Genomic DNA, 17,815 nt, shown 5'->3' with positions numbered 1-17,815 from the left:
AAAGGCCTCAATAATGAGGCTTTTTTTTACTCTTGATAATTATAAATTCCGATGGGTAAAGCAAGATCATGGGTGATTGCGTGGGCATCCTGTTTACACTTCAGAAGTTCTATTATCTTTAGCGCCATATCGGTTGCACACAAAGGCCCTTGTCCGGTAAGCAGAAGATAGCGGGGATCAACAACAACGCGTCGCTCTTGCCATTGAGTATGCTGCAGGAGAGAGGACTGTTGAGGGAGGCAGGTAACGTTCGCCCCCTGATAGCGTTCACTCTTATCGATTAGTCCCGGTACAACATGGCTCATAGCAGCCACATAACGTTGAGTGGCAGTAAATTGAGCCATCGATTCTACTACCAAGTCGCTACGCGCGTAGGTATCACAACTCTCTTTACCCCCCAGTAATAGAAGTAAATCAGACGCTTTATCGACAGCTTGGCAGAGGGGGATGTCGGCCTGAAAAGTGAGCCCCTCTGCGCTTTGAATTGTTAGCGCACCGTCTCCTTCTACACTCGCAACGGTAACAGTAATACCGGCACGTGGCAGTAGACTTAAAAAAGTGGTGATTTCTATGGCATCATTACCATGAGCGAGGCAGAGTAGCACTGAGGGCATCGCCGACATATTCGGATTCCTTCTGTTTAATCCATTGATAAAGAGCCGTGTGGTGGGCAAGAGTCAACCCATAGCAGCGCGCACGTTTAAGTAGATAGCCATTGATATAGTCGATTTCAGTTAAGCGGTGTGCTTGGATATCTTGTCGCATTGAACTGATGTTAGTCGACGTGTTTTGGATGACGTTGACGACATCGTCGAATAACTGATGGGGGTCGGTATGGATCCCCTCACGGTTCATCACCGTTGCGAGCTCACGACAAAGCGTATTCACCTCGTTGAGAACACTCATTAACTGTCCATTATGACAGTCATATTTTACGGTTAAAGGATTAATCACCGCATTGACCGCTAATTTTTTCCATGCTGAGATTTTAATCTCGTCATACCAAGCTACATCGGGAAGGGCTTGATGTAACACATCAGCAATATGACTAACCGATTTAGCAGCATGGTTCAAAGGACCTAGCTGGGTGATTCCCCAAGCTTTATGCAGTGTAGCAACTGAAGTACGATAGGCCGCCTGTGTGGTAACGGCGTGGCAAAGGGGCTGAGTGAGAGCGGGGAGATCATCCATAACACCCAGCCCATTATGCATTAAGACAATAGGGCAGTTAGCGGGTAGCGAAGATAAAAGCGGTGTTAATCCCGATTGTAACTGTTGTGCTTTCAACGTAACGAGTAGCAGCTCACACTGCTGTAAGTGCTGACTATCGTTTACGGTGATGACGTGACTAAAAGAGTCTTGTTCAGGGGTGAATACCTTTATCTGAAGCTGTGGTTGTGGCACCTTAAGCCACCCTTGCATATCGTGGCCAGCTCTTGACAGAGCGGATAACCATATCTGACCTAGGGCACCACAGCCTAGTATTGTTATTCTCATAAAATTCCCTCGCAATCCTTCGCCATTTTTTGCTGAACAGTTGTGTCGTCTTTACAGATCGGTATTATGCATGTCAACGATTCAAGAGGAGAAGAAAATATGCCATCTTTCGATATAGTTTCAGAAGTGGAAATGCCAGAAGTGAAAAATGCTGTAGAAAATGCGAACCGTGAGTTATCTACTCGTTTCGATTTTCGCAATGTGACTGCAGAAGTGACACTCAATGAAAAGAACGAAGTTATTACGGTAAGCAGTGAGTCTGATTTTCAAGTTCGTCAAATTATCGACATTTTACGCGAAAAAATGCTAAAGCGCGGCATTGAAGGAGCGGTGCTAGATGTTCCCGAAGAAATTACCCACAGTGGTAAAAGTTGGAGCCTAGACATTAAGATGAAGAAAGGAATTGAAACGGATATAGCCAAGAAAATCGTTAAAGTTATCAAGGATGCCAAGCTGAAAGTGCAGGCCCAGATTCAAGGGGATTCTCTGCGCGTAACCGGTAAGTCCCGTGATGATTTACAAACCGCAATGGCGACAGTGAAAGGCGCTAATTTGGGGCAACCGTTCCAGTTTAAAAACTTCCGCGATTAGTGTTAACTATCTACCACTTACCTGGAATAAGTTTCAGGTAAGTGGTCAAGAGGGGAGGGGACTAGTTTGCCGCAATCAGTGCTTCGATTACTTGGCGGTTAGTCGTTTTGCTATCAATTTTGATATAAGCCGCCCGCTCTTCAGGAATAATCAGTACATTACTTACCCCTGGTGCTTGACGTAATCGCTGTTCAAGCAGCTCAGTATTGCCAGTGTGTTGGAGAACCACGCGAAGGCTGCTGACGTAGGGAGGTTCTTGCATGGTCAAACTGACAAGTAACCACACTCCAGCAATCACTGCGCCCAACAGAAATACCGCTTGAGCATCTAGGTGTTGGAAAACCCAGCCACCCATACTGCCACCAATGGCAACGCCGAGAAATTGGCTTGTTGAATAGATTCCCATCGCGGTGCCTTTATAACCCGCAGGAGACTCTTTACTGATCAGCGATGGTAAGATTGCTTCCATCAAATTAAATGCAAAGAAGAAGAGTTGAACGCCAATGACCAGTGTCCAGAAATGGGCTCCAGCTTGCCATAAGACTAACTCAGCAACGAGTAATAGTGCGACGCAGCTAACAAAGACCAACTTCATCTTGCGTTTAACTTCAGCAATAATGATAAAAGGCACCACACCAACAAAAGCGATCAGCATGGTGACAAGATAAACCTTCCAATGATCGGCAGCAGGTAAGCCCGCTTGTTCAAACTCTCCGGGTAGCGCAACAAAGCTCGACATTAATAAAATGTGCAGAAATAAAATACCGGCATTCAGCTTGAGTAATTTGGGGTTGGCTAAAACGTTACGAAAACTGCCTTTTACCATACCCGATTCACGGTTTAGCACATGCTCTGTAGTAGAAGGGACGATTAATAGGGTAATAATGATCCCTAACGTCGCCAGCACGGCAATCATCCAAAATAAAGCGTGTAGTCCAAGGAGATGAGTCACAATAGGGCCGAGCACCATAGCAATGGCGAAGGTTACCCCGAAGCTTATACCAATAAAGGCCATCGCTTTAGTGCGGTTTTGCTCGCGGGTTAAATCAGACAATAGCGCCATGACCGCGGCTGCAATAGCGCCAGACCCTTGTAAGGCTCGACCAAGAATTATTCCCCAGATCGAGGTGGTCGTCGCGGCAACGATACTTCCTATCACAAACACTAGCAATCCGCCCACAATAAGAGGCTTTCTCCCTACGCGGTCGGAGAGTAATCCAAAGGGAATTTGGAAGATGGCTTGTGCGAGTCCGTAAATACCGATGGCTAGTCCAATAAGACCTTCCGTTGCGCCCTGTAAAGCCATGCCGTATGTGGTCAGTACGGGTAGTACCATAAACATACCCAGCATGCGTAAAGAAAATACCGTGCCCAATCCCCAAGTTGCTCGCAACTCGAGCGGGGTCATTTTATTATCGTTCATTACAACCTCTAATTTAATTCTGTTTCTAGTCTAAGGAGTTGTGTAGGTTGGGTAAATGAATAGATCTTAAGCTTAGGTAACAAAAAGAAAAGGCGCGAAATTCGCGCCTTAAAGCTAAGAGTGGGATTAACGCACGTAGGTCAGTAGCTCAGGGGAGCCCGGGCCCATAAAGTCGACTGACATCATGACGCTTAACGCGGTGATGGCGACAATAGAGAAGACAAACAGTTTGCGCGCCCAGACCCGGTCGTCATTTTCTGATTTATAACCAGAGAGCGCCATCCCTAACCACCATAAGCTGACTGCGGCGGCAACCACTAAATATTTATAGCCAGCATAGCCCCCTAAAGAGAGCATTAAGGTCGCTACCATAAACGCGATGATATACAGCGTAATATGGTTTTTCGCGACGGAGATACCTTTAACAACGGGTAACACCGGAATATTTGCCGCTTGATAATCTTTAAAGCGGAAGATAGCGATGGCATAAGAGTGAGGCATTTGCCATAAGCTGAAGATAGCCAGTAGGATCAATGCACCCGCATCGAAACTGCCCGTGACGGCACAGTAGCCAATCACGGGAGGAGCGGCACCTGACAAGCTTCCAATTAACGTTCCATAAACAGAATTACGTTTCATGTAGAGACTGTAGACACCGACATAAACCACGAAACCCATTACCGCCAGCCACATAGCCAGCGGATTTGCACCAAAGTAGAGTACCGCAAAACCAGCAATACCTAACAAAGTGGCATATGCCAAGCTCACTTTTGTTGAAATGAGCCCCTTCACCAGAACTCGGTTTTTCGTCCTTTCCATCTTATGGTCAATATCGCGGTCGATCACGTTGTTATAGACACAACCTGATGCGACGACGAGAGAAACGCCAATCAGTGAGACGAAAAATAAGCGGAAGTCGATGCTGCCTTTAGAGGCGAGCAAAAAACCCCCGATCACAGAAATTAAATTTCCGAAAATAATTCCTGGTTTTGTCACTTGTAGGTATTGCTTAATCATTACGGTTAACTCAGTTAGTGGGGCATCATGTTGTAGTTAAGGTTCCACATGATCCACAGCGAGCCTACCACAACAATCAAGATGATGATTGCTGAGAAGACAATGGCTACTAGGTTCCAGCCGCCCTCAGACTTACTGTCGAGGTGGAGGAAATAGACCAGATGGACAATAACCTGAACTACGGCACAGATCACCACTACAGCCAGTGTAGTGGAGTGTGCAGAACTTCCATCCATTACCATCCAGAAAGGGATTCCAGTCAGGATGATAGAAAGGATGAAGCCAATCATGTACGACTTCACGCTACCATGCGATGCGCCATGTTCGGTTGCTGAATGACTCATTACATGACCCCCATCAGATAGACAATGGTAAACACACAGATCCACACCACATCTAAGAAGTGCCAGAATAAGCTTAGGCACATGATACGAGTGCGGTTAGTTGCTGTCAGACCACGAGTCGCGATCTGGAACATCAGAACCAGCATCCAGATCAGACCACAAGTTACGTGAAGTCCGTGGGTACCGACTAAGGTAAAGAACGCAGACAGGAAGCCGCTACGCTGAGGGCCAAAGCCTTCAGAAATCAGGTGATGGAATTCATTGATTTCCATCCCGATGAATCCTAGACCACACAGGAAAGTTAATACTAACCAAGCATTAACCGTTCCTTTATTACCTTTATTCATGGCAATAACTGCCATGCCGTAAGTAATAGAACTTAGGAGGAGTAGGGCGGTTTCACCAAGAACATAAGGCAGTTCAAAGATCTGACGTCCTGCAGGACCCCCTGCGGTGCTATTCATCATCACTGCATAGGTTGCAAACAAGGTTGCAAAGATAATGCAGTCACTCATCAGGTAGATCCAGAAGCCGAAAATCTTATTGGCTCCTGCATCGTGATGCCCATGCTCTCCATGGGCGTCGTGGTGTTTAGATAGAGAAGACATTATTTCACACCTGCTTTGCTAAGTTCTTCAAAGTGTTTGTTCTCAATCTGTTCGATCTCTTCAACGGTAACGTAGTAATCCACGTCTTCGTCAAAGCTCTTGATGATCCAGCTCGCCAAGATTCCAACAAAAGAGACAACCGCCAACCACCAGATGTACCAGATCATTGCGAAACCAAAGATAGTTGCGAAGGCAGCGATAACTACTGCAGCACCACTATTTTTAGGCATATGAATTTCTTCATAATGCGCAGGTTTCTTATAGGCTTCACCTTTTTGCTTCATTTCCCAGAATGAGTCACGCTCATTGATTTCTGGAATAACCGCAAAGTTGTAGAACGGAGGTGGAGATGATGTTGCCCACTCAAGAGAACGCCCGCCCCATGGATCCCCAGTCAGGTCACGATTCAGTTCACGGTCACGGATTGAGACATAGAACATGATCAGCTGGCAGAGAATACCCAGTGCGATCAGGCCAGCACCACAAGCTGCAACAACAAGCAGTGGGTGGAACTGTGGATCAATATTTTGACTTAAACGACGGGTCATACCCATGAAGCCTAATGCGTAAAGCGGCATAAAGGCAACGAAGAACCCGATGATCCAGAACCAGAAAGAGCGTTTGCCCCATTTCTCGTCAAGCTTGAAGCCAAAGGCTTTCGGGAACCAGTAAGTCACACCTGCCATACAACCGAAGACTACACCACCGATAATAACGTTATGGAAGTGAGCAATCAGGAATAGACTGTTGTGTAATACGAAGTCAGCACCAGGAACCGCTAACAGAACACCTGTCATACCGCCCACCGAGAAGGTGACGATAAAGCCGATGGTCCATAGCATAGGCGCAGTCATTTCGATACGGCCTTGATACAGCGTAAACAACCAGTTGAAGATCTTAACCCCAGTTGGGATTGCGATAATCATTGTCATGATACCGAAGAAGGCATTGACGTTGGCACCGGATCCCATAGTGAAGAAGTGGTGTAACCAAACGATGAATGACAGGACGGTGATCGCAACAGTTGCCCACACCATTGAGGTGTAACCAAACATGCGTTTTTTAGCGAAAGTCGCAGTAACTTCAGAGAAGACACCGAACACAGGCAGAACAAGGATATAAACTTCTGGATGTCCCCAAACCCAAATCAGGTTGACGTACATCATCATGTTACCGCCCATTTCATTAGTAAAGAAATGGAAGCCAAGGTAACGATCCAAGGTCAGCAGTGCTAAGGTCACAGTCAATACTGGGAACGCCGCAATAATCAGGACGTTAGTACACAGCGCGGTCCAGGTGAAAATTGGCATTTTGAACATAGTCATGCCTGGGGCACGCATTTTCAAAATTGTGACGAAGAAGTTAATCCCTGTCAGCGTTGTACCAATACCTGATAGCTGTAAACTCCAAATCCAGTAGTCAACCCCTACGCCTGGGCTGTATTCAGCACCCGACAGAGGAGGGTAGGCCAGCCAACCGGTTTGCGCGAACTCGCCCACACCCAGTGAAAGGTTTACCAAGATGACACCGATTGCCGTGAACCAGAAGCTTAAGTTGTTCAGGAATGGGAAAGCAACATCACGTGCACCGATTTGCAGCGGTACAGCAATGTTCATCAGACCAACAACGAAAGGCATCGCTACGAAGAAAATCATAATCACGCCATGCGCGGTAAAGATTTGATCGTAGTGGTGCGGCGGAAGGAAGCCCGCTTCACCCGCTGAGGCAAGAACCTGTTGGCTCCGCATCATGATGGCGTCGGCAAAACCACGAAGCAACATCACGAAAGCCATGATGCAGTACATGATGCCGAGTTTTTTGTGGTCAATAGAGGTAAACCACTCTGTCCACAGATACTTCCACTTACCGTAGTAAGTGATGGCGGCAACGAGTGCCAGACCAATAAGGATAATAGCGGAGATGGTCACCATGACGATTGGTACGTCGAGGGGAACCGCCGCTAATGTTAATTTTCCTAACATGATTATTCCTCTGCTCCGGCTGAAGCGGTGTGATTCATGTCCATACCAGCGTGAGCAGGCATGTTCATTTTTCCGTGGCTAGACATAAACTTGTCAACAACTTGTGTAAACAGTTCAGGATTAGCATTTGAGAAATATTCCACTGGATTGTTTTCGCTTGGCGCAGCCAACTTCTCAAACTGATCCATGGTAGTCAGTGTATTAGGTGCAGTTTTGACCTTATCTACCCACTGCTGAAATTCAGCACTGGTGTTGGTTGCAATGGCTTTAAACTTCATACCAGAGAATCCACGACCACTGTAGTTAGAGGAGATCCCATCAAAAGTCCCTGCTTCGTTCGCAATCAAGTTCAATTGCGTTGTCATTCCTGCCATAGCGTAGATTTGGCTACCCAGTGTTGGGATAAAGAATGAGTTCATCACAGAGTTTGACGTGATATTGAAATGCACCGGAGTATTTGCTGGGAAAGCAATCTCATTAACTGTTGCAATACCTTGCTCAGGGTAGATAAACAGCCATTTCCAGTCTAAAGCAACGACATCAATTTCGACAGGTTTTACATCAGAAACGATAGGTTTACTTGGTTCTAGAGAGTGAGTACTTTTCCAAGTCAGCACGCTTAAGAAAACAATAATCAGGATCGGAACGGTCCAAACTACTGCTTCCACTTTATTAGAGTGTGACCAGTTAGGTGAGTATTTAGCATTTGTATTCGATGCCCGATACTTCCAGGCGAATGCAATTGCCATGAAGACTGCTGGAATGACGACAATCAACATCAAGCCGAAGGCTGTCAGTATTAATGAACGTTGCTCCAGTGCAATCTGACCTTTAGGATTTAAAAGCGCACTATCGCAACCACTCATGAGCAGAGTGGCTGAAATTAATGACAAAATCCCCAAACTATTTTTGTATTTCTTGAGTCTCATTTAACGACCTCAATGACAAAGGGCTGTATTGTCGTTTAAGTGTATCGGTATTTTACGGTAACGTTGGAGTAGTGTAAACCTGCTTGAGGTTCTGTCAGTAAAGTGTAGATGGTTATTTGAGACATTTAACAAATTTTATTCACAGGATGAAATTATCAACACCATCAATTAGTTGGCTTTAATATAACAAAATCCTATTGATAAACTGCGTTCATAATTTTTAGAGCTATAACCACGAAGTTTGTGTATCATTTATTTAACATAAATAACCATTGATTGTATCATTTATTCACATTCCCTCATCTTGTCTTTCATTCCCTGCACCCAAAGTACCGAATGAATTATTAGTTCGATAAACAGAATTTTTCCTAATAACAAAAAAAATAGCATTTTATGCTGCTTTTTCCCTCGAAAGGATATCCAGTGTCACCCCCCCCACTGTGGCAATTGCAGCGACCATCACCCCATAGCGGATCAGTGGCTGTGTTATGACCAACTCGGGCAAATCGAACAGGTAAGTGATTAACATTATAATCAGCCCCGACGTCGCCAATATAGCGCCAAGTAAAAAACCTTTAGCCGTGAGTGAATAGCCAGTGGCGTAGTGGCAACGAGGCGTGAAATGGGTGTTATCATCAAGCTTAAGCAGTGAGGTCTTCGCGGCGCGTAGTAACAGTAACCCCGGCAGAGAGGCCAGTACTGTAAAGGCATAGAAACCTGACCAGTGCCAAGAGTCCACCAGCCAGCCAGCAATAGGTCCCACGTACACGCGACCCATGGCACTCAGTGCAGAAAGGAGGGCAAATTGCGTGGCTGAAAAGCGGCGATTACACAGAGACATTAACAATGCCACAGCCGCAGCAGTCCCCATTCCACCACATAGATTTTCGATAAATACCGCGCTTCCCATGGACCATATATGGCTAGGGATCACTGTCAGTAGCCAATAGGCTAAGTTGCTAACGGCTTGAGCTATACCGAAAATCATTAAGGCACGATACAAGCTCCATTTTCTCATCATCGCACCGCCGTACAAGGCACCGATAATGGTGGCGACTAAGCCCAATGACTTATTGACCAGTCCAACATCCCCAGCACTGAATCCAAGCCCTCTAATCAGAAAAGAGGTACTCAGCGCCCCCGCAAATGCATCGCCTAATTTATAAAAGATGATAAGCGTAATCATTAACCAGGTGTTGTTGCGGGTGAAGAAATCCTTGAGAGGATCGACCACAGCATGACGTAACGATAGGGGAGGTGAGACAGGTTGCTCCGATTCCTTAGCGAGTAGCGTCCCTAATAGACCCAGCAACATTAGCCCAGCCATTAGAAAATAGGTGTTATGCCAGCCGAGATAGCGGTCAGCAAGCCATAGCGCTAAGCCTCCAGAAACTAACATAGCGAGGCGATAACCGAGTACTGTTAATGCAGCACCGTTACCCCGTTCTTCTGCAGAAAGAACATCGGTTTTCCACGCATCAAACACGATATCTTGTGATGCAGAGAAAAAGGCGACAGCCACAGCGAGTATCGCGAGTAACAGTAAACTAGAATTCGGGTTAATTGTACCCATCATGACAATTAACAGAATTAATATAAATTGGCATACCCCCAACCACCCACGTCGCCGTCCAGTGAAAGGAAGAGAATAGCGATCCATCATGGGTGCCCAGAGAAATTTAAAAACGTATGCTTGGCCTACCATAGAAAAAAAACCAATGGTTTTCAGATCGATATCCTCAACTGTCATCCAAGCTTGCAGCGTTCCTGACGTAAGCGCCAAGGGGAGTCCAGAAGAAAATCCGAGCAGTAATAGGACCAAGGTAGTACGAGAAAAAGTGACAAATCGTGAGGGTGTGGTCATGATGAATGGCTGTAGGCAGAAAACATACAGCCATAGTATCAGTTAGTGAGCGTTTTGTTTAATAAACTCGTGAATTGAGGTGTCATCAGCCATATCGCTCATTACATCGGTTAATGCACTGTTGACTGCCGAAGTAATTTTGGCGTTCGTGGCGCTAAATGGTCCTTGTATACTGTTACTTTGACGATAAGTTTTAACCTGCTTATTCCCATTTTTCGCTGTGGCGATGATGGAGACGTCAGCTTGAGTAGTGATGCTGTAGCGCACATTTCCTTGCGTAACGTCAGCGTAGAGTTTGTTAACAATGATCTGTAAATCTACTGCCCCTGAAGGGCCGACCATATAACCGCGAGCCGTCATCTGTTTTTCTAACACTTCTTGTAAAAGAAAGCGCAGATCGCGTGAAGGGGTTAGTGTCACTAATTGACCGTCGCGGTTCACTTTTGCTAGCGCTTGGTCGGTACGCTGATCGGCACCATTAATACTGATAGTGACACCCATCAAGCTAGGATCTTGCTGAGGTAGACGAATTTGGGGAGTTACATCAATGGTGTTGCTTGGTGCGGCGCAACCCGCCAGTAAAAATAAGGCCAGTAACGGGAAACCAAACTTTTTCAAAAGAGCCATGAATTTGCCACTCGATAGTTCATAGAGGAATTAAACCGCTTATGCGGAACCGCCACTAAAATAGCACGTTTTTTTTTCGCAAAAGTAGTATGTAACAAGAAATAAACGCTACAATTTATTTAAGGTCATTGGATGCCTTAATAGCGAGGGACTTATTATGATACGTCAGACAATTGAAGAAAAATTATTTCAGGCTTTTTCCCCTTCTCACCTTGATGTGCAGAATGAGAGCTATCGCCACAATGTTCCGGCGGGTGCTGAAAGCCATTTCAAAGTGATCGTCGTGTCAGAGCAATTTACTAATCAACGTTTTCTTGCTCGACATCGTTCTATTTACAGCATTCTGAGCGCTGAACTGGCTGGCGGAGTGCACGCCTTAGCATTACATACTTACACGCCTAAAGAGTGGGAAGGATTACAAGATACGGTATTGTCCTCACCCGACTGCCGTGGTGCAGGAATGATTGCTTAAAAAAAAGACAGTTTGATCATCTATTTTCTGATTTGTCTCAAAATGTGCCCTTAATTGATAAAATTTTCGCAGAATCTCCCCTCGAAACCCTGCCAAATCTCGACTCATATCGCTGATGCCGCTATAATGCGGCGTCTATTTTTCCAGAATGTCTTCGTGAAGCTTCTGGTAACAGGGATGTTGTTCAAACCGTATCAACATGTTCTGTTGCGGAACAGTGGGTCACCTCGCTGTTCTCCATGAGGCCAATCGAGCACGTGATTTTTTGAGGTAACAAGATGCAAGTTTCAGTTGAAACAACTCAGGGCCTAGGCCGTCGCATTACCATGACTATCCCTGCCGACAGCATTGAAGGTGCGGTGAAGAAAGAACTGGTTGATATCGCTAAAAAAGCGCGTATCGATGGTTTCCGTAAAGGCAAAGTGCCAATGACCATCATTGAAAAGCGTTACGGTGCTTCTGCTCGTCAGGATGTTCTGGGCGAACTTATGTCTCGTCATTTTATTGATGCGATCATTAAAGAGAAGATCAATCCAGCGGGTGCACCAAACTATGTTCCAGGCGAATATAAGTTAGGTGAAGATTTCACTTACTCTGTTGAATTCGAAGTCTACCCAGAAGTTGAATTGAAAGGGTTAGAGAACATCGAAATCGAGAAACCTGTTGTTGACGTTAACGATGAAGACGTTGATGCAATGCTGGACACTCTGCGCAAGCAACAAGCAGATTGGAAAGAAACAGATAAAGCGGCTACCGCTGAAGACCGCGTTACTATCGATTTCTCTGGTTCTGTCGACGGTGAAGAGTTTGAAGGTGGAAAATCTTCTGACTTCGTTCTGGCAATGGGCCAAGGTCGTATGATCCCAGGCTTCGAAGAGGGCGTAGTGGGTCATAAAGCAGGTGAAGAATTTACTATTGATGTTAAATTCCCTGAAGAATACCACGCTGAAACCCTGAAAGGAAAAGACGCTAAGTTCGACATCGTTCTGAAAAAAGTTGAAGAGCGTGAACTGCCAGAATTGACTGAAGAGTTCATTCAACGTTTCGGCGTTGCGGACGGTTCTATTGACGGCCTGCGTGCTGAAATCAGCAAAAATATGCAACGTGAGCTGAAAGGTGCTGTGCGTAACCGTATCAAGACCCAAGCTATTGACGGCTTACTTGCACAAAACGAAATCGACGTTCCTGCTGCATTAATTGATGGTGAGATCGATGTATTACGTCGTCAAGCCGCACAACGTTTTGGTGGTAACGAGCAACAAGCGTTAGAGCTGCCTCGTGAGCTATTCGAAGAGCAAGCGAAACGTCGCGTAATGGTTGGCTTACTATTGGGTGAAGTCATCAACACCAATGAGCTAAAAGCTGACGAAGAGCGTGTGAACACCATGATTGCTGATATGGCTGCCGCGTACGAAGATCCACAAGAAGTGATCGAGTACTATAGCAAAAATAAAGAGATGATGAACAACATGCGTAACGTTGCGCTAGAAGAGCAAGCTGTTGATTTAATTCTTGAAAAAGCAAAACTTACTGAAAAAGCGACTAAGTTCCAAGAACTGATGAACCAACCGGCTTAAGACGTAATAGCTTAGCTATTGAATTAGGCTCGTGATCCCAAGTCACGAGCCTTTTTTTGTAGTGCCCCTTGAAAAGAATTTTCTGAACCTCAGTAATCTACTTCGCGTATTAATAAAAACCTTGTTATGCTTAAATGAATGTAAAATACGCTGCATCAATGGCTGCTGTTACTTAAGGCGACAAGCGTTGCTCAAGAAATTTACCCAGGAGATGGTTTATGTCATACAGTAATCAACCCGAAATGACGGCTGCCCAAATGGCTCTGGTTCCCATGGTTGTCGAGCAGACTTCGCGTGGCGAACGTTCTTACGATATCTATTCACGCTTATTAAAAGAACGCGTTATTTTCATGACCGGTCAGGTTGAAGACCATATGGCAAACCTGATCGTCGCGCAGATGCTCTTTCTTGAAGCTGAAAATCCTGAGAAAGATATCTATCTCTACATTAACTCGCCAGGTGGTGTGATTACGGCGGGAATGTCTATCTATGATACGATGCAATTCATCAAACCTGATGTTAGCACTATCTGTATGGGACAGGCCTGCTCGATGGGTGCCTTTCTGTTAACAGCAGGGGCAGAAGGTAAACGTTTTTGTTTACCGAACTCTCGTGTGATGATCCACCAACCGTTAGGGGGTTACCAAGGCCAAGCTACCGATATCGAAATTCATGCTAAAGAAATTCTTAAAGTTAAACAGCGCATGAATGAGTTAATGGCGAAGCACACAGGTAAAACCTTAGAAGAAATTGAGCGTGATACTGAGCGGGACCGCTTCCTCTCTGCAGCAGAAGCCGTAGATTATGGACTGGTTGATTCCGTCCTGACTCACCGCAAGTAAAAGCGCTAAGCGACACTGTACACCTAAACGTCGAGCATTATCCAACAATGATAATGCTGGCACTGATTACACTGAGAAGAGGCTAACTGATGACTGATAAGCGCAAAGAGGGTTCAGGTAAATTGCTGTACTGCTCTTTCTGCGGCAAGAGCCAGCATGAAGTACGTAAGCTAATTGCCGGACCGTCAGTGTATATCTGCGACGAATGTGTTGATTTATGTAATGACATTATTCGTGAAGAGATAAAAGAAGTTGCTCCACATCGCGAGCGCAATGCACTGCCGACGCCACGCGAGATTCGTACACATCTCGATGACTACGTGATTGGCCAAGAAAAGGCGAAGAAAGTCCTTTCTGTAGCGGTTTATAACCACTACAAGCGTTTACGTAATGGTGATACGTCAAATGGTGTTGAGCTGGGTAAAAGTAATATTCTACTGATCGGGCCAACCGGAAGTGGCAAAACGTTATTAGCTGAGACATTGGCGCGTTTACTGGACGTTCCTTTCACTATGGCTGATGCAACAACCCTTACAGAAGCGGGTTATGTTGGTGAAGACGTTGAAAACATCATCCAGAAATTGCTACAAAAATGCGATTATGACGTTGAGAAAGCCCAACGTGGTATTGTCTACATTGATGAAATTGATAAAATTTCTCGTAAGTCAGACAACCCTTCCATTACGCGTGATGTCTCTGGTGAGGGGGTTCAGCAAGCCTTGCTGAAGCTCATCGAGGGCACCGTGGCAGCAGTTCCTCCACAAGGTGGTCGTAAACATCCCCAACAAGAGTTTTTACAAGTCGATACGTCAAAAATTCTGTTTATCTGCGGTGGTGCTTTCGCTGGATTAGATAAAGTTATTGCTCAACGTGTAGAAACGGGATCAGGTATTGGTTTTGCTGCAACGGTAAAAGATCCATCTAAGAAAGCCGCAGAAGGGGAATTACTGGCACTGGCTGAACCAGAGGATCTGATCAAATTTGGACTTATTCCTGAGTTCATCGGGCGTCTACCTGTCGTAGCGACCCTCAGTGAATTGAGTGAAGAAGCTCTGATTCAGATCTTGCGTGAGCCTAAAAATGCGCTAACCAAACAGTATCAAGCGCTGTTTAGTCTTGAAGGGGCAGAGTTAGAGTTCCGTGAAGAAGCTTTAGTGGCTATTGCTGAGAAAGCGATGAGCCGTAAGACTGGCGCACGTGGGCTTCGTTCCATCGTTGAAGCAGCATTGCTCGAAACCATGTATGAACTTCCTTCAATTGAAGGCGTTGAAAAAGTGGTTATCGACGAGAATGTTATCGGGGGAACCTCTGAACCGATGCTAATTTATGGTAAGCAAGAAGCGCAAGCCTCTGGCGAGTAAATAGCCGAGTATTTAGAGTAATACGCCTATAAAGGGGAAATTCAATTTCCCCTTTATTTTTCTTACGTATAGACCGTTGAATATCATAATATCACCCCCATATGTTGATCATCTAGACGTGATAAGTCACAGAGTTAGGCCTATCACACTCCGGCGGAAATTAAACTAAGAGAGAGCTCTATGACTTCTGAGCGTTCCGAACACATTGATATTCCCGTGTTACCTTTACGCGATGTAGTGGTTTATCCGCACATGGTGATACCGTTATTCGTGGGTCGCGAAAAATCTATCCGCTGCTTAGAGTCAGCGATGGATAACGATAAGAAAATTCTGCTGGTGGCGCAGAAAGAAGCGACAACAGATGAGCCGAGTATTGACGATTTATTTACTGTCGGAACGGTCGCTTCAGTCCTACAGATGCTAAAACTACCGGATGGTACGGTCAAAGTACTGGTCGAAGGGGTACAGCGCGCAACATTGACCTCGCTCGATGATAGCCAAGAATATTTCACGGCTCAGATTGAGTACATTGAAAGTCCTGAGATTGATGATAGCGAGCAAGAGGTATTGATCCGTGCAGCAGTTAGCCAATTTGAAGGCTACATCAAACTCAATAAAAAGATCCCACCGGAAGTGTTGACTTCACTCAACAACCTTGAGGATGCTGCACGCTTAGCCGATACCATTGCCGCTCATATGCCACTTAAGTTGGCAGATAAACAATCAGTACTGGAAATGTCAGACGTGAACGAACGTCTAGAGTACTTGATGGCAATGATGGAATCAGAAATTGATTTGCTGCAGGTTGAAAAACGTATTCGCAATCGCGTTAAGAAACAGATGGAGAAGAGCCAGCGCGAGTACTATCTGAATGAGCAAATGAAGGCGATTCAGAAAGAACTTGGCGAAATGGACGATGTTCCGGATGAATTTGAAGCGCTAAAACGCAAGATTGATGAAGCGAAGATGCCTGCGGAAGCGAAAGAAAAAGCGGAAGCCGAATTACAAAAGCTTAAGATGATGTCACCGATGTCTGCAGAAGCAACAGTCGTGCGCGGATATATCGACTGGATGGTTCAGGTTCCTTGGGTAGGGCGCAGTAAGGTCAAGAAAGACCTGCGTAAAGCGCAAGAAACCTTAGACAAAGACCATTTTGGCTTAGACCGAGTGAAAGATCGTATTCTTGAATACCTCGCGGTACAAAGTCGAGTGAATAAAATTCGTGGACCGATTCTATGCTTAGTTGGACCGCCAGGCGTCGGGAAAACCTCATTAGGCCAATCCATCGCTAAAGCGACAGGCCGTAAGTATACTCGTATGGCCTTGGGTGGCGTACGCGATGAAGCAGAGATCCGCGGTCACCGCCGTACTTACATCGGTTCTATGCCGGGTAAACTTATTCAAAAGATGGCTAAAGTAGGGGTGCGTAATCCTCTCTTCTTGCTCGATGAAATTGATAAGATGTCCGCAGATATGCGCGGCGATCCTGCCTCCGCACTGTTAGAGGTTTTAGATCCAGAGCAAAACAATGCCTTTAACGATCACTACCTCGAAGTGGATTACGATCTTTCCGATGTAATGTTCGTGGCGACCTCTAACTCTATGAATATTCCGGGTCCATTGCTGGATCGTATGGAAGTCATTCGTCTTTCTGGCTACACCGAAGATGAGAAGTTAAATATCGCAAAAGATCACCTCCTACCTAAACAGATGGAGCGTAATGCGCTGAAAACGGGTGAGCTGACGGTTGAAGATAGCGCCATCATGGGTATCATCCGCTTCTATACTCGTGAAGCGGGAGTACGTAGCTTAGAAAGAGAACTCTCTAAGCTCTGCCGTAAAGCGGTGAAAGCGCTATTGTTAGATAAAAAGCTAAAGCACATCACGATTAATGCAGATAATCTTAGTGAGTACCTTGGCGTACAACGCTTCGATTATGGCCGTGCCGATGAGAAGAATCGTATCGGTGAAGTAACAGGGCTGGCATGGACTGAAGTGGGTGGCGATCTGTTAACCATTGAAACAGCAAGTGTCCCAGGCAAAGGCAAGCTCTCTTACACCGGCTCATTGGGTGAAGTGATGCAAGAATCTATCCAAGCAGCGATGACGGTTGTGCGTTCTCGTGCAGAATCATTAGGTATTAATAATGATTTCTACGAGAAACGTGACATTCATGTGCATGTACCGGAAGGCGCAACACCAAAAGATGGCCCAAGTGCGGGGATCGCAATGTGTACTGCCTTGGTATCGAGCTTGACCGGTAATCCTGTCAAAGCAGAGGTAGCGATGACGGGAGAGATTACATTACGTGGTCAAGTCTTACCTATCGGGGGTCTTAAAGAGAAGCTGTTAGCAGCACACCGTGGTGGTATCAAAACGGTGTTAATTCCTTATGAGAATAAACGCGATTTGGAAGAAATTCCTCAAAATGTCATTGCTGATTTAAGTATTCATCCGGTGAAAACGATTGAGGAAGTGTTGAAAATTGCCCTCGAGCGCGCACCTGAAGGGATTGAAGTTGTTAACACGTCAGCATAACATGAAGAAATTATCGAATACCGAGAGTCGGTATTCGATATAATAAAGTTGATCTTTGCGAGCCATTAAGAGCATTTACGTTGTTTCGCGCGTCGATGCCTGCTATAACAAGCAGCTCATAAGTGAGAGGGGAGACTCTCTGC

16 protein-coding genes are annotated in these 17,815 nt (G+C 45.6%); 6 read left to right on the top strand and 10 right to left on the bottom strand.

What is annotated here, in order from left to right:
• Positions 1-26 precede the first annotated feature (26 nt).
• Complete coding sequence (locus tag HH682_RS10065; RefSeq protein WP_214237432.1) at positions 27-623, bottom strand: DJ-1/PfpI family protein; 597 nt, start codon at positions 621-623, stop codon at positions 27-29.
• Positions 580-1,497 (bottom strand): 2-dehydropantoate 2-reductase, encoded by a 918-nt coding sequence (panE, locus tag HH682_RS10060; protein WP_214237431.1) that lies wholly within the window; start codon positions 1,495-1,497, stop codon positions 580-582. The genes HH682_RS10065 and panE overlap by 44 nt, the downstream gene beginning before the upstream one ends.
• A 99-nt stretch (positions 1,498-1,596) precedes the next feature.
• On the opposite strand from panE, the gene HH682_RS10055 reads away from it, so the two are divergent.
• Positions 1,597-2,088 (top strand): YajQ family cyclic di-GMP-binding protein, encoded by a 492-nt coding sequence (locus HH682_RS10055; RefSeq protein ID WP_214237430.1) that lies wholly within the window; start codon positions 1,597-1,599, stop codon positions 2,086-2,088.
• A gap of 61 nt (positions 2,089-2,149) precedes the next feature.
• Here the strand turns inward: HH682_RS10055 and HH682_RS10050 are convergent, their stop codons facing one another.
• The 8 genes from HH682_RS10050 to HH682_RS10015 form a co-directional block, all read right to left on the bottom strand.
• A complete protein-coding gene (locus HH682_RS10050; protein WP_214237429.1) occupies positions 2,150-3,511 on the bottom strand; it encodes an MFS transporter in 1,362 nt (453 codons plus the stop codon).
• A gap of 126 nt (positions 3,512-3,637) precedes the next feature.
• Positions 3,638-4,528 (bottom strand): heme o synthase, encoded by an 891-nt coding sequence (cyoE, locus tag HH682_RS10045; protein ID WP_214237428.1) that lies wholly within the window; start codon positions 4,526-4,528, stop codon positions 3,638-3,640.
• Positions 4,529-4,542: 14 nt separating this feature from the next.
• Positions 4,543-4,872, bottom strand: a complete 330-nt coding sequence (locus tag HH682_RS10040) for a cytochrome o ubiquinol oxidase subunit IV (RefSeq protein WP_092675588.1) — start codon at positions 4,870-4,872, stop codon at positions 4,543-4,545.
• The gene (locus HH682_RS10035; protein ID WP_214237427.1) at positions 4,872-5,480 is read right to left on the bottom strand and encodes a cytochrome o ubiquinol oxidase subunit III; all 609 of its coding nucleotides are present in this window, start codon (positions 5,478-5,480) and stop codon (positions 4,872-4,874) included. The genes HH682_RS10040 and HH682_RS10035 overlap by 1 nt, the downstream gene beginning before the upstream one ends.
• Positions 5,480-7,462: a cytochrome o ubiquinol oxidase subunit I gene (gene cyoB / locus HH682_RS10030; protein WP_214237426.1), complete on the bottom strand. Its 1,983-nt coding sequence runs from the start codon at positions 7,460-7,462 to the stop codon at positions 5,480-5,482. The genes HH682_RS10035 and cyoB overlap by 1 nt, the downstream gene beginning before the upstream one ends.
• Before the next feature lie 2 nt (positions 7,463-7,464).
• Positions 7,465-8,391: a cytochrome o ubiquinol oxidase subunit II gene (gene cyoA / locus HH682_RS10025; protein WP_214237425.1), complete on the bottom strand. Its 927-nt coding sequence runs from the start codon at positions 8,389-8,391 to the stop codon at positions 7,465-7,467.
• A gap of 391 nt (positions 8,392-8,782) precedes the next feature.
• The gene (locus HH682_RS10020; protein WP_214237424.1) at positions 8,783-10,255 is read right to left on the bottom strand and encodes an AmpG family muropeptide MFS transporter; all 1,473 of its coding nucleotides are present in this window, start codon (positions 10,253-10,255) and stop codon (positions 8,783-8,785) included.
• A gap of 42 nt (positions 10,256-10,297) precedes the next feature.
• Positions 10,298-10,882, bottom strand: a complete 585-nt coding sequence (locus HH682_RS10015) for a lipoprotein (protein WP_214237423.1) — start codon at positions 10,880-10,882, stop codon at positions 10,298-10,300.
• A gap of 157 nt (positions 10,883-11,039) precedes the next feature.
• Here HH682_RS10015 and bolA point away from each other — a divergent pair, with 157 nt between their 5' ends.
• The 5 genes from bolA to lon all read left to right on the top strand — a co-directional run bounded on the left by bolA (position 11,040) and on the right by lon (position 17,672).
• Entirely contained in the window at positions 11,040-11,354 is a 315-nt protein-coding gene (gene bolA / locus HH682_RS10010) for a transcriptional regulator BolA (RefSeq protein ID WP_214237422.1), read from the top strand.
• 278 nt (positions 11,355-11,632) lie between these two features.
• A complete protein-coding gene (tig, locus tag HH682_RS10005; RefSeq protein WP_214237421.1) occupies positions 11,633-12,931 on the top strand; it encodes a trigger factor in 1,299 nt (432 codons plus the stop codon).
• 218 nt (positions 12,932-13,149) lie between these two features.
• Entirely contained in the window at positions 13,150-13,773 is a 624-nt protein-coding gene (gene clpP, locus HH682_RS10000; RefSeq protein ID WP_214237420.1) for an ATP-dependent Clp endopeptidase proteolytic subunit ClpP, read from the top strand.
• An 89-nt stretch (positions 13,774-13,862) separates the two neighbouring features.
• On the top strand, positions 13,863-15,134 hold the full coding sequence (gene clpX, locus HH682_RS09995) for an ATP-dependent protease ATP-binding subunit ClpX (protein WP_214237419.1): 1,272 nt from the start codon (positions 13,863-13,865) through the stop codon (positions 15,132-15,134).
• Between the two features lie 180 nt (positions 15,135-15,314).
• A complete protein-coding gene (gene lon / locus HH682_RS09990) occupies positions 15,315-17,672 on the top strand; it encodes an endopeptidase La (protein WP_214237418.1) in 2,358 nt (785 codons plus the stop codon).
• Positions 17,673-17,815: the final 143 nt, after the last annotated feature.

The sequence above is a fragment of the Rosenbergiella gaditana genome (assembly GCF_018494065.1).
In the GTDB taxonomy this organism is placed as follows: domain Bacteria; phylum Pseudomonadota; class Gammaproteobacteria; order Enterobacterales; family Enterobacteriaceae; genus Rosenbergiella; species Rosenbergiella gaditana.
Note: the sequence above shows the minus strand (reverse complement) of the source record. Positions and strands in the feature narration are given on the sequence as shown.

What these genes read in the sequence shown, in the direction of transcription:
- HH682_RS10065 (WP_214237432.1), bottom strand. Translation starts at nt 623, where the DNA reads ATGTCGGCGATGCCCTCAGTGCTACTCTGCCTCGCTCATGGTAATGAT.
- panE (WP_214237431.1), bottom strand. Translation starts at nt 1,497, where the DNA reads ATGAGAATAACAATACTAGGCTGTGGTGCCCTAGGTCAGATATGGTTA.
- HH682_RS10055 (WP_214237430.1), top strand. Translation starts at nt 1,597, where the DNA reads ATGCCATCTTTCGATATAGTTTCAGAAGTGGAAATGCCAGAAGTGAAA.
- HH682_RS10050 (WP_214237429.1), bottom strand. Translation starts at nt 3,511, where the DNA reads ATGAACGATAATAAAATGACCCCGCTCGAGTTGCGAGCAACTTGGGGA.
- cyoE (WP_214237428.1), bottom strand. Translation starts at nt 4,528, where the DNA reads ATGATTAAGCAATACCTACAAGTGACAAAACCAGGAATTATTTTCGGA.
- HH682_RS10040 (WP_092675588.1), bottom strand. Translation starts at nt 4,872, where the DNA reads ATGAGTCATTCAGCAACCGAACATGGCGCATCGCATGGTAGCGTGAAG.
- HH682_RS10035 (WP_214237427.1), bottom strand. Translation starts at nt 5,480, where the DNA reads ATGTCTTCTCTATCTAAACACCACGACGCCCATGGAGAGCATGGGCAT.
- cyoB (WP_214237426.1), bottom strand. Translation starts at nt 7,462, where the DNA reads ATGTTAGGAAAATTAACATTAGCGGCGGTTCCCCTCGACGTACCAATC.
- cyoA (WP_214237425.1), bottom strand. Translation starts at nt 8,391, where the DNA reads ATGAGACTCAAGAAATACAAAAATAGTTTGGGGATTTTGTCATTAATT.
- HH682_RS10020 (WP_214237424.1), bottom strand. Translation starts at nt 10,255, where the DNA reads ATGACCACACCCTCACGATTTGTCACTTTTTCTCGTACTACCTTGGTC.
- HH682_RS10015 (WP_214237423.1), bottom strand. Translation starts at nt 10,882, where the DNA reads ATGGCTCTTTTGAAAAAGTTTGGTTTCCCGTTACTGGCCTTATTTTTA.
- bolA (WP_214237422.1), top strand. Translation starts at nt 11,040, where the DNA reads ATGATACGTCAGACAATTGAAGAAAAATTATTTCAGGCTTTTTCCCCT.
- tig (WP_214237421.1), top strand. Translation starts at nt 11,633, where the DNA reads ATGCAAGTTTCAGTTGAAACAACTCAGGGCCTAGGCCGTCGCATTACC.
- clpP (WP_214237420.1), top strand. Translation starts at nt 13,150, where the DNA reads ATGTCATACAGTAATCAACCCGAAATGACGGCTGCCCAAATGGCTCTG.
- clpX (WP_214237419.1), top strand. Translation starts at nt 13,863, where the DNA reads ATGACTGATAAGCGCAAAGAGGGTTCAGGTAAATTGCTGTACTGCTCT.
- lon (WP_214237418.1), top strand. Translation starts at nt 15,315, where the DNA reads ATGACTTCTGAGCGTTCCGAACACATTGATATTCCCGTGTTACCTTTA.